The sequence below is a fragment of the Oerskovia merdavium genome (genome assembly GCF_014836755.1).
Lineage (GTDB): Bacteria > Actinomycetota > Actinomycetes > Actinomycetales > Cellulomonadaceae > Oerskovia > Oerskovia merdavium.
In genome coordinates this window covers 29,683-41,465 of the sequence record NZ_JACSQF010000025.1, presented here as the reverse complement: position 1 = coordinate 41,465, position 11,783 = coordinate 29,683, and the positions used below count along the sequence as shown (strand labels likewise).

Annotated in this window: 9 protein-coding genes; 2 read left to right on the top strand and 7 right to left on the bottom strand. The window is 73.3% G+C overall.

Annotation, left to right across the window (positions count from 1 at the left end; genetic code table 11):
• Window positions 1–81: 81 nt before the first annotated feature.
• Complete coding sequence (locus H9641_RS18195) at window positions 82–1,260, bottom strand: epoxide hydrolase family protein (RefSeq protein WP_191805819.1); 1,179 nt, start codon at window positions 1,258–1,260, stop codon at window positions 82–84.
• Window positions 1,261–1,403: 143 nt separating this feature from the next.
• Here H9641_RS18195 and H9641_RS18190 point away from each other — a divergent pair, with 143 nt between their 5' ends.
• The gene (locus H9641_RS18190; protein WP_191805818.1) at window positions 1,404–1,883 is read left to right on the top strand and encodes a hypothetical protein; all 480 of its coding nucleotides are present in this window, start codon (window positions 1,404–1,406) and stop codon (window positions 1,881–1,883) included.
• A 13-nt stretch (window positions 1,884–1,896) separates the two neighbouring features.
• On the opposite strand, the gene H9641_RS20825 is transcribed toward H9641_RS18190, so the two are convergent.
• The 6 genes from H9641_RS20825 to H9641_RS18160 form a co-directional block, all read right to left on the bottom strand.
• Window positions 1,897–2,577 (bottom strand): response regulator transcription factor, encoded by a 681-nt coding sequence (locus tag H9641_RS20825; protein ID WP_318244681.1) that lies wholly within the window; start codon window positions 2,575–2,577, stop codon window positions 1,897–1,899.
• Window positions 2,574–4,652, bottom strand: a complete 2,079-nt coding sequence (locus H9641_RS18180) for a sensor histidine kinase (RefSeq protein ID WP_191805817.1) — start codon at window positions 4,650–4,652, stop codon at window positions 2,574–2,576. The genes H9641_RS20825 and H9641_RS18180 overlap by 4 nt, the downstream gene beginning before the upstream one ends.
• Before the next feature lie 185 nt (window positions 4,653–4,837).
• Window positions 4,838–5,530, bottom strand: coding sequence for a hypothetical protein (locus H9641_RS20510; protein ID WP_191805816.1), 693 nt, complete (start codon window positions 5,528–5,530; stop codon window positions 4,838–4,840).
• 209 nt (window positions 5,531–5,739) lie between these two features.
• Window positions 5,740–6,795 carry an alpha/beta hydrolase gene (locus H9641_RS18170; protein ID WP_191805815.1) on the bottom strand — a complete coding sequence of 352 codons (1,056 nt, stop codon included), beginning with the start codon at window positions 6,793–6,795 and terminating at the stop codon, window positions 5,740–5,742.
• A 98-nt stretch (window positions 6,796–6,893) separates the two neighbouring features.
• Window positions 6,894–7,331 carry a universal stress protein gene (locus H9641_RS18165; RefSeq protein WP_191805814.1) on the bottom strand — a complete coding sequence of 146 codons (438 nt, stop codon included), beginning with the start codon at window positions 7,329–7,331 and terminating at the stop codon, window positions 6,894–6,896.
• 132 nt (window positions 7,332–7,463) lie between these two features.
• Window positions 7,464–7,994, bottom strand: coding sequence for a GNAT family N-acetyltransferase (locus H9641_RS18160; RefSeq protein ID WP_191805813.1), 531 nt, complete (start codon window positions 7,992–7,994; stop codon window positions 7,464–7,466).
• A 164-nt stretch (window positions 7,995–8,158) separates the two neighbouring features.
• Between H9641_RS18160 and H9641_RS18155 the strand changes: the two genes are divergently transcribed.
• Window positions 8,159–11,783 (top strand): VWA domain-containing protein (locus H9641_RS18155; RefSeq protein WP_191805812.1); only part of this gene is annotated, 3,625 nt, incomplete at its 3' end.

Below are 11,783 nucleotides of genomic sequence, written 5' to 3'. Positions count from 1 at the left end.
AGTGCATGATCGCGCTGCGACACGCCCGGCGAGTTGCAGCCGAATCATGCACTCGACGGAAGCCGGGCGACCGGCTGCCGCTCAGCGGACCGTCGCGAAGAACTCCCGCACGTCCGCGACGAACGTCTCCGGCTCCTCCATCGCCGCGAAGTGGCCCCCGCGGCCCTCGACGTCGGTCCACCGCGTGATCCGGTGCTGGGCCTCGGCGTACCGGCGGATGCCGACGTCGTGCGCGAACACGACGACGGCCGTGGGGACCCCGGTCGGAGGCTTGGGGGCGTCCCACGCGCTCTCGCTCGCGTACGCCATGTACGCCGACGACCCGGCCGTGCCGGTCAGCCAGTAGATCATCACGTCGGTGAGCATCCGGTCCCAGCCGAGCACCTCGTGCGGCAGGGCGTCCGCGGGGAACGTCCACGCCTTGAGCTTGTCGAGGATCCACGCGAGCTGCCCGACGGGCGAGTCGGTGAGCGCCGCGCCGACCAGCCCGGGCCGCGTCCCCTGGATCGAGACGTAGCCGAGCTCCTCGGTCATGAAGCGCCCGATCCGGCCCAGGCGGTCGCGCTCGAGGTCCGTGAGGCTCGCGAGCTCGTCCTCCCCGATCTCGTGGAACGCCATGCCGATGTTGCCGTTGAGGTGCACGCCCACGACCGGCCCCGTGGTGCCGTCGCTCCCGGTCGCGCGCGCGACCTCGGGCGAGACACCCGCGCCGACGTCGCCGCCCTGCACCCCGTAGCGCTCGTAGCCGAGCCGACGCATGAGCTCGGCCCACGCCACCGCGATGCGTGCGCTGTTCCAGCCGGCCTCGGTGGGCCCCGAGAACCCGAAGCCCGGGAGCGAGGGGATCACGACGTGGAAGGCCTGCGCGGGATCGCCGCCGTGCGCGCGCGGGTCCGTGAGCGGCCCGATCACGTCGAGGAACTCGGCGAACGACCCCGGCCAGCCGTGCGTGAGGAGCAGCGGCAGGGCGTCGGCCTCGGGCGAGCGCACGTGCAGGAAGTGGACGCGCTGCCCGTCGATCTCGGTGAGGAACTGCGGGTGGGCGTTGATGGCTGCCTCCTGCGCGCGCCAGTCGTAGCGGGTGCGCCAGTGCTCGACGACCTCGCGCAGGTAGGAGACGGGCACGCCCGTGTCCCAGCCGTCACCCGGCAGCGGGGCGGGGAACCGGGTGCGGTCGAGACGGGCGGCCAGGTCGTCCAGGTCGGCCTGCGGGATCTCGAGGCGGAAGGGGCGGATCGTGGAGCTCGTCGTCGTGTCCATGTCCTCGACGCTACGCGCGGTAGCGGTCAGCCTCTGTCCGCTGTTCCTCTGGCCCGACGGCGGAGCTCGGCTTCACGCGTGACGGAGCGCTCCGGCGTCGGGCCGGGTCCTCATGCACTCGGCGGGGCTGCCAGACTCACCCCATGACCGACCTGCGCTGGAGCGACGTGATCGAAGCCCTCGACCCGGAGTGGAACGGGTACCTGCCGGACGTCGTGGTCGGCGAGATCAGCCTCGAGGACTGGCAGTCCCTCCTGGATCTCGTCGAGGAGCAGGCGTGGCCGCGCGAGGTGACCCACGGCGTCGACGATGCACCCTGGCCCCGCGCGGCAGCGCTGTTCCCCGGCGGCCGCCCGCTCGACGAACCGCCGACCCTGGCCGTGCGGCCGTTCGCGGGCGTCCAGCTCAACCTCTATCCGCACGCGGTCGACGAGATCGCGTTCGACGTCGACCTGCGCGAGCTCGAGGGGCAGGTGGGGATCGACCGGTTGTGCGGGCTGCTGCGGCTCGTCGGCAGGCGGCTGTCGCGCGACGTCCCGCTGTACGCGGAGGGGGACCCTGCTGCCCCCGTCCTGCGCTACGACCTCGCGACCGACACGTTCTGGCACGTCGAGGCCCCGTGAGTCTGCTCCGCACTCAGCGGGACGCCGCCGCCCGCGCCGCCGACCCGTCGTCGTCCACCAGTCCCTCCTCACGGGCCCGCACGATCGCCGCAGCCCGGTCGCGCAACGACAGCTTCGCGAGCACGCCCGCGACGTAGTTGCGGACCGTCTTGGTGCTCAGCGACAGCCGCCGCGAGATCGCGGTGTTGTCGAGTCCTGCGGCGACGAGCGCGAGCACCTCGCGCTCACGGTCGGTGAGCTGTGGGAACGGCACGGCCGCCCGCGAGCCGCCCAGCACGTTCGCGACGGCTCGTGCGGCGACGCCCGGTGCCAGGATCAGCTCGCCGTTCGCGACGGCCCGCACCGCCCGCTCGACCTCGTGCGGTGAGGCCGACTTCACCAGGTACCCGCGCGCCCCGGCGCGCAAGCAGGCCGCGACCGAGTCGTCGTCCTCGTGCATGGACATGACGAGCACGGCCACGTCCGGTCGGTCCCGCACCACCTCCCGAGTGAGCTCGACGCCCGACCCGTCACCCAGGTCGAGGTCCATGACCACGACGTCGACGCCCTCCGGCCCGCCCAGCACGGCACGCGCCTCGGCGGCGCTCGCGGCCTGCGTCACCACGCGGACGCCGTCGAGCGAGTCGAGCAGCGCCGCCATCCCGATGCGGAACACGGGGTGGTCGTCGACGAGGGCCACACGGATGACGCTCACAGCACGACCTTCCGGGGGAGGACGGCCCGCACTCGCGTGCCGCGCGGTGCGAGCGGGGTGATCTCCAGCGTCCCACCGAGCTCTTCGGCGCGCTCCCGCATGGACCGCGTCCCGACACCGACCCGCACGCCCTGCCCGACGCCGGCGCCCGTGTCGTCGCACGTCACGACCAGGTGCGTCCCGGGCTCGGGCGCGCCGGGCGGGTGCGGGGCGACCTCGACCCGGCAGCCCGCGGCCCCGCTGTGGCGGGACGCGTTGATGACCGCCTCGCTCGCGATCGCGTAGGCGGCCGCGGCGATGCGGGCGTCGAGGTCGCCGCACGGCCCGCAGAGCAGCTCGACCGCGAAGCCGTCGGCATCGTGGTGGTCCGCGAGGTCGCGCAGCGCGGCCTCGAGCCCGGCCTCGTCGAGCACGGGGGGCAGCAGGCTGCGCGAGAGCGTGCGCACGTCCCCGACCCGCTCCTCGACCTCGCGCTGGAGCGCTTCGAGCACCGCTCCTGCGGCGGCGGGATCCGTCGCGAGCGTGTTGCGCGCACCCTGCAGCCCGAGCCGCAGCCCGCTCAACCACGGCCCGACGCCGTCGTGCAGCTCCCGACGGATCAGTCGCCGCTCGGCGAGACGCGCCCGGGTCACGGCGTCCTTGGCACGCTCGAGGTCGCGCGCGCTGCTCGCCAGGGCGAGGCCCGCGGCGACGACCGGCACGAGCTGGGCGAGCGCGTCCCGGGTGCGTGCGTCGAGGCGCTCGCCGGCGCGGGGCGTCACGGCGAGGTCCCCGAGGACCCGGCCGCCGTGCTCGACGGGCACGTGGGTCACGTGGACCGAGGTGGGGGAGCCCCACGACGCCTCGACCGTCGGAGGCGTCCCGGGCTCACCGGGACCGTCGTCCTCCGAGCCGGGGACGCCACCGCTCGTGAGCGTGACCGACTCGAGCCTGAGCGACTCCCCGGTCGAGGCGACCAGTCCGTGGAGGAGCTCCTCGGCGGTCGCGGCGACCCCGAGCTGGCGTCCCATGCGCAGCACGGCCCGCCCCGGGTCGGTCGTCTCGCCGTAGACGAGCGTGCGGACACGCCGTCGGAGCCAGGTGCGGGCGGGCTGGACCGCGAGCACGACGCCGACCGCGGCGAGCACCTGGGCGAGAGGACTGTTGCCGACGAGGGCTGTCACGGCGACGACGAGCGCGACGTAGACGACGACCAGCGCGAGGGTCAGGAGCGCGCCGATCGTCGCGCGGCTCAGCGCGAGGTCCAGACCCCAGAGCCGGTTGCGCAGCACCGAGACGAGCAGCGCGGCCGGGAACAGGGCCTGGCACGCGAGGTGGGTCAGGGGCACCGCGAGGATCGCGTCCGGTGAGTCCCACGTGCCGAGGAGAGGGAGGAACGACAGCGCCATGATCGCCGTGCCCAAGGCCAGGAGCCCCAGGCCGCGGCGTTCCTCGAGAGGGCCGTGCCGGTGCCGCCACCACGTCGCGGCCGCGGTCACGAGCCCCATGACGACGACGCCGAGGATCGCTGGCCGCGGGTCGTCGACCGGCGCGAGCAGGAAGAAGAGGATCGAGCCGGCGCCGCCCGCGACCCCGAGCCACGCGCCCACGGACAGCGGGTGGTCTCGCACGAACCACGGCACGAGCACGAACAGCCCGATCGTCCCCGGGACCCACGCGAGACCGTAGGCAGCGGCGAGCGGTTCGAGCGGCGGCAGGTCCGGGTGCGTGCTCGCGAAGCTGCGCCACGCCCCGCCGAGGGCTGCGAGCCCGCCGCCGATCCCCGCGAGCGAGACGAGCCACCCGACGACGTGCCGCCGCCGGGACAGGATGATCGCCCCCACCGAGCCGTAGACGAGCGCGACCATGGCGTCGACGACCACGAACAGCAGGTCGCCGAGCAGCAGGCCCACACCCGACGTGAGCTGGAGCACGAGCGCCGTGACGCCCAGGAGCCACGAGACGGTCGCGATGGCGAGCGCCGCCCGCGGCAGCCCCCCGCTGCCCAGGCTCGCGCGGCCGGACGCCGATCCGCGCGAGGGCACGACCGGACCGCCGGAGGACTCCGGTGGAACGTCCCCTGCGTCTGCGCCCACAGCGCCACGGTAGGGGGCGGGACCGGCCGGGCGACAGAGGGCAGGAACGATTCCACCCGCACGCCGGGCCACGCGGCTCCGACCGGCCTCGCCCCCGGAGAGGGGGGCGGGGCCGGTCGTGCCGCCGGGGACGACCCGGGCGCTCCGTGACGTGACCACGACGGTGGGCTGCGCCGTCGGGCAGGTCAGCGACGGTCGCCCAGCGCGAAGCCGAGCGCGGCGACCGTGAGCCACAGCGGACCCACGAACCCTGCCATGTACTGCAGCGGCGAGACGCCCACGAGCAGCGTGAGCCCGCCCAGGAGCAGGCTCACGACCCCGATCCAGCGCGGTGCGGCGCCGTGCCGCAGCGAGGCCACGGCCACGGCGACCGCGGTCAGGCCCGCGCCGACCCACAGCCACGGGATGGTCGCCGTCCAGTCGGCGTAGAACGCGCCCGACTCGGGGACGATCTTGTCGAGCTCGGCGAACCCGAACATGAACTGGGTGTCGAGCCCCGAACCCATGAGCGCCGCGACCGACGTGAGCACGAGGCCCGAGCCTGCGACCGTCGGCAGGAGGCTGCCGGCCGGGGCCTGGACGTCGAGACGTCGCTTGAGCCCTGCCGCGAAGACCAGGAGGAGGATCGCGACGAGGACGGTCGCGGTGTGGAAGACGAGGAGCGTGGACGTCTTGCCCGCGAGGTCGGCGACGATCGCGTCGGCGTCCCCTGCGGTCTGCTCCCAGTTGGCGCCGAGGGCCATGGAGGCCTGGATCGAGACGATGCCCAGGACTCCGGCCGCGACGCCGGTCCACGCCCAGGCGCGGGAGGTCCGGGCGGGGTGCCCGTGGGCGAGGGCGGCGTCGGACGTGACGGGTGCTGTCGGTCGTGCGGTCATGGTGGACCCCTGCGTGTCGGAGGGCCGGCCCGGTGGGCGGCGGCCGTGGGTGGTTGACACGACGAGCGTGGGGCGGGAGGCGTCCCGGGCGGCAGGGGCGGACGTCCCGGGAGGCTGGGCACGTCCGGGGGCGTCGGGTGCATGGTTGCGCTGCGGCACGCCCGGCGAGTCGCAGCGCAATCATGCACTCGACGAGAAGGGGGGCAGGCTCAGCCCGACGTGTGCTTCGCCAGGAACTCCAGGCTCCGGTCGAGCGCGACCTGCCCGGCCTCGGTCGAGAGGTCGAACTGGTACTCGTGGCCCAGGCCGGGCTCCTCGTCGTCGGGCTGGAAGATCGCGTCGACCTCGACGCCCGCCTCCGCGAGCCGGGCCGCCATGGCCTTGCCCTGGGGCGTGAGCGGGTCGGCGTTCCCGCCCGTGAGGAACGCGGGCGGGAAGTCCGCGGTCACGTGCTGCGCGACCGACGCGGCGGCGAAGCGGGGGTCGTCGGCGAAGTCCTTGGTGCCCGCGTACGCCCACAGGACCGTCTCGAGGAACCAGGCGCTCGCGCCGCCCGTCGAGGTGTCGACGAGCGACATGTCGTACGCGCCGCAGTGCAGCACCACGGCTGCGAGCTGGTCGGGCCCGATCGCGGGGTCGAGGCCCAGCCCCTGCGCGTAGGCCGGGCTCGTGACCGCGGCCGCGACCTGCGCGCTGATCTGAGACCCTGCCGAGTCGCCCGCGAGGACGATCCGCTCAGGGTCCACGCCCAGCTCGTCGGCGTGCTCGGTCACGTACGCGAGCGCGTCGTTGAGCTCGAACAGCGGTGTGGGGTAGGTCGCGCCGGGCGCGATGGAGTAGTCGACCGCGACGACCGTGTACCCGTGGCTCGCGACGATCTTCGCGTAGCTCGCGACCTGCTCCTTGCTGCCCGAGACCCACCCGCCGCCGTGCGTCCACACGACCGTGGGCAGGGGGCCGGCGGCGTTCTCCGGGCGGTGCACGTCGAGCAGGGCGTCGGGGTCGTCGGCGCGGTAGGCGATGTCGGTCGTGCTCACGACGCCGGACGGGACGAGGTCCGCGAGCTTCGCGTCGGTCTCGTGGCCGCCCTTGTCGAACGCGTACCGGATGAGGAGGGCAGAGGGCCACGGGCTGACCTGGAAAGCGACGAACGTCGCGATCCCCGCGAGCCCGAGCGAGGCCCCGACCCAGCCGAGGACCCGGGGCCAGCGGCGGCGCCCCACGGTCGGGAGGGAGGCGGGGGACGCCGGAGACGGGGAGACCATGCCCGGAGCCTAGCCAGGGGGACGCGCCGGAGCGCGGCAGCACGAGTGCTGCGCCGGGTGATCCGCGCGTCCGGCGCGCGGTGTGCGGCCGGGTCGGTTCAGTCCTCGGCGCTGTCCGGGCCGTCCTGGCTGGGCGGTGGGAGCACGGGCAGCACGACCACGGGCCGGTGCTGCAGGTGCGAGAGCCGACCGGCGACCGAGCCGCCGAGCGCCTCGTTGCGCCATCCGTCGGCCCCCGCGCGATGCGCGCCGACCACGACGATCGCGGCGTCGTGCCCCACGGCGGCCTCGTCGAGCTGGCGGGCCACGTCGCCGTCGCCCGTCACGACGAGGCTCCAGCCGACGCCGGTCCCGCGCAGCGCGCGGTCGAGCTCGGTCGTCAGCCGCCGCTCACCGGCCCCGTCGTCGGGAACGGGCCCGACGTCGACCCACACGCACACGAGCGTCGTCCCCAGGGCGTGGGCGAAGCCGGCGGCGCGCTGGACGATGTCCGGGTGCTGGCCCGGGTGCACTCCGACGAGCAGGGGTCGGATCATCTGTCCATCGTGCCACGGGCGCGCGGATCGGTCGTGCCACGGGCGCGCGGATCGGTCGTGCCACGGGCACCGACGTGCACAGGCCCGACGGCGCCGCTCCCCTCGCGCTCCCGGGTCCGCCCGGGCGCGGCGTCAGCCGAGCGAACGTTGGAGCAGCACGGTGTCGAGCCACCGGCCGTGCTTGAAGCCGACCCGTTCGAGCCGACCGACCTGTCGGAAGTCCAGCTTCTCGTGAAGGACCACCGACGCGGGGGACTCGGCGTCGCTCACGACCGCGACGACCTCCCGGACCCCGGCCTCACGCGCCTCGTCGAGGAGCCTGGACAGCAGCGCTCGGCCCAGGCCTCGGCCCTCGCTGCCCGGAGCGAGGTAGATGGTGTCCTCGCCCGTGGCCGCGTAGGCGGGTCGCTCGCGCCAGGCGCCCACGTACGCGAACCCGGCGACGTCGTCGGGCAGGCCGGGGCCCTCCGCGACCGTGACGACCAGGAACGGGCGGCCCGCCGCCCGCAGCGACTCCCACCGCTCCTCCCAGCCCGCGAGCGTGAGCGGCTCGGTCTGGAAGGTCGTGACCGTGTGCAGGACGTAGTGCGCCGCGATCTCGGCGATCGCGGGCAGGTCCTCACGGGTCGCGCGGCGGACGGTCACGGTGGGTGCGTGGGTCATCCCGGCACGGTACAGGGCCGGATTCACCTGGTGAACGTGCGTCCTGCTGTCGCGAGGGGCGGCACCTGGTGTCACTCTGAAATCGGGCCACGCCACCGATGTCGTGGCCCTCAGCGAGACATCTTGGCCCACCGGCAAGACTCTCTGCTCACAAGGGGACCGCTATGCGACGTGCACTGACCACGAGCTCGACCACTTCCAGGACGCGACACGCGCTGTCAGGGATCACGGCCTCGCTGGCCGTCGCATCCTTGCTCGTGATCGGTGCTGTGGCCCCGGCGGTCGCGGAACCGGCGCCCGTGCCGGAGCCGAGCAGCACGGCCACGGCAGGGGACCCGGCCGCGACCCCGGCGTGGACCGAGTCGCCGACCGAACGGGCAGACCCCGCGGGCGCCGACCCCGCGGGCGCCGACCCGGCGGCCACCGACCCGGCGGCCGTGCCGGAGAGCCCGTCGCCTGACGGCGCGACCGTGCCGCCGGACGAGCCTGCTCCGGGCGACACCGGGGTGGACGTACCGGAGAAGGCCGAGGTGCAGGGTCCTCCCATGCCCGGCGCGGTGGCGACTGAGACGCCGGACGAGGCCGAGGGACCCGGCGTCACCCCCTTCCTGGTCCCTCCGGCGACGGGCAACAACGCCGTCATCACGGTCAAGGTGGGCGGTGACCGTGCCAGCCTGGTCGCGGTCGGACCGTTGGCCGGGGTCACCCTCCAGCTCTACAACGGCACAGGCGCTCCCACGACACCGGTCGCCGACACGTGGGCCACGTGCGTGTCCGACGCCGACGGCGACTGCTCGTTCGTCGTGCCGAACACGCAGATCGGTGGGGAGAACCGCGACCGTCGGTTCTGGGTCGTCCAGACCGGTGCCCCGACGAACTGGTACACCAACCCCGACCTGGGGACGGGGAGCAGCGGTTCGACCGTGACCCCGTACGAGTTCCGCACCGGGACGCAGCTCCGCAACGGCACGACCTACACCTCCGAGGGCTCGTTCATGCTCGCCACCGGCAACACGAACAACGTGGCGTCCGGTGGCATCTGGCAGACCTCGCGGGAGAACCCGACCTTCCCCGCCCAGTGCGGGATCGACGTGGCGCTCGTCCTCGACCTCTCCGGGTCGGTCGCGGGCGACCTGCCACAGCTCAAGCAGGCGGCGAACCGGTTCGTCGACGCCCTGACGGGTACGCCGTCCAACATGGGTCTGTTCACGTTCAGCTCGCTCGCCCCCGCGACGGGCAACCCCAACCTGGCCCCGACCCCCGTCTCGACGGACGACAGCGCCCAGCTCGTGAAGGACCGGATCAACAGCTACACGGCCGGCGGCGGCACCAACTGGGACCGCGGCATCTACCAGGTCGCGACGAGCGCGGCCACCTACGACGTCGCGATCGTCCTGACCGACGGGAACCCGACCTTCTACGGCAACCAGGAGGGCCCCGGGAACTTCACCCGTCTGCGTGAGGTCGAGAACGGGGTGTTCAGCGCCAACGCCGTCAAGGGACAGGGGACGCACATGGTCGCGTTCGGTGTCGGGGACGGCATCGACACCGCCGGTAGCGGGCTCAACCTGCGAGCGATCTCCGGCGAGCTCGCGGGCACGGACTACTTCCAGACCGCGGACTACGAGGATGCCGGGAACCAGCTCCGTGCGCTCGCGCTCGGCAACTGCGAAGGCTCGGTCTCCGTCATCAAGCAGGTCGTGCCGTCGAGCGCGCCGGCCGGGTCCATCGAGGGCGCAGAGCCCGCGGGCGGGTGGGAGTTCACCGCCGAGACCCAGTCCGGGGACGTGACGGTCGAGGACCCGTCCACGGTCACGACGGCGGCGGGGACGGGGGCCGCGAACTTCGACCTCTCGTACCCCTCGTCGACGTCGTCCGGGGTGGTCGGCGTCATGGAGACGCAGCAGTCCGGCTTCACCCTGCAGCAGGTGGACGGTGCGAACGCGTTCTGCACCGACATCGTGACGGGCGACACCGTGACCGCGACGAACAGCGGTGCGACCGGTTTCACGGTCCCCGTGGACCCGACCACCGCGGTGACCTGCACGGTCTACAACCGGGCGCCCAACCCGGTCGCGTCCCTGACCCTCTCCAAGGAATGGGTCGTGAACGGCACGACGTACGCGAACGGCGCCCAGCCGGCAGGACTCGACGCATCGGCGGCGATCGCAGGTACGTCGCAGGGGTGGGGTGTCCCACGCACTGGTCTCCAAGAGGGCCAGACGCCCGAGATCACCGAGTCGACGACCATCGGACTGACCCAGTGCTCGCCCGTCGAGAGCGACCTGGTGGAGTTCAACGACGCCGAGATCAGCGAGGAGCTGCCGTACTCCCCGACCCTGGTCGCCGGGGCCAACACCGCCACGATCAGGAACACGCTCGACTGCGGCAGCAAGCTGACGCTCGACAAGACGGTCCAGGGCGGCGATGCGGCGCCCACCGAGTGGACGCTCGACGCGGTGGCGCCGAGCGGTGCGGAACCCGGACCAAGCGGTATCGCCGGCTCGGACACGGCGACGGCACAGGTGTCGCCGAACGTCGTCTATCCCCTGGCGGAGGCGGGCGGTGACCCCAACTACGCCCAGGTCAGGGGGCCCAACGCGGTCATCATCCCCGGCTCCACAGGGACCTGGCTGTGCGTCGAGCTCGCCACCGACGGCTCGGTCATCCCCGGCTTCTCCGACGGCTTGAACGGCGGCGTCACGGTCCCGCTGGGCCGCTGGATCCGGTGCACCGCCGTGAACCAGGCGTCGACGATCGACGTCCGGAAGATCGTCGAGAACCGGTTCGGTGGTTCTGCCGTGCCGAGCGACTGGAAGCTCAACGTGACCCCGGTCAGCGGCGTTCCGGACGGTGTCGTGGTTCCTGCTCAGTCGGTCGAGGGGGCTGATGTCGCCACACCGATCACGGTCCGCCCGGGCGTGACCTACACGGTCAGCGAGTCCAGCACGCTGACGGGGTACGAACAGGAGAGTGCCCAGTGCGTGTCCGCGTCCGGGGCGCCCCTCGGGCTGACCTTCTCGCTCCTTGCGCTCGACACCGCGTCCTGCACGTTCGTGAACGCCGACGTCCCGGGGCGTCTGACCCTGGTAAAGGAGGTCGACAACGGGTCCACGGGATCTACCGCGGTCCCCGCCGACTGGACGCTCACCGCGACACCGGACGACATCACGGATCAGCCGACGGTCTCCGGCAACGGTGACCCGACGAGCGAGGGTGGGGTGTCCGCGGTCGAGGTCTTCGCCGGGAACTACGTGCTCTCCGAGACGGAGACCGCCGGGTACGCCGCGAGCACGTGGTCGTGCACGGGCGGGGAGCTCGAGGGCGACACCGTGACCGTCGCGCTCGACGCCGACGTGACGTGCACCATCACGAACACGGCTCAGCAGCCCACGCTGACCCTCGTCAAGGAGGTCGACAACGGGACGACCGGCGGGACGTACGAGCCGTCCGACTGGACGCTGACCGCGGCTGGGCCGACGACGGGCGTCTCGGGTGCGTCGGGGTCGGACGCCGTGACCTCGGTCCCCGTCGCGATCGGTGACTACGAGCTCTCGGAGGAGGGCCCGGCGGGATACACGGCCGGCGCGTGGACCTGCACGGGGGGGACGTTCGAGGGGTCGACGGTGAGCGTCGCACTGGGCGACGACGTCACCTGCACGATCCTCAACACTGCCCAGCAGCCGTCACTGACCCTCGTCAAGGAGGTCGTCAACGGGACGACCGGCGGGACGTACGAGCCGTCCGACTGGACGCTGACCGCGGCTGGGCCGACGACGGGCGTCTCGG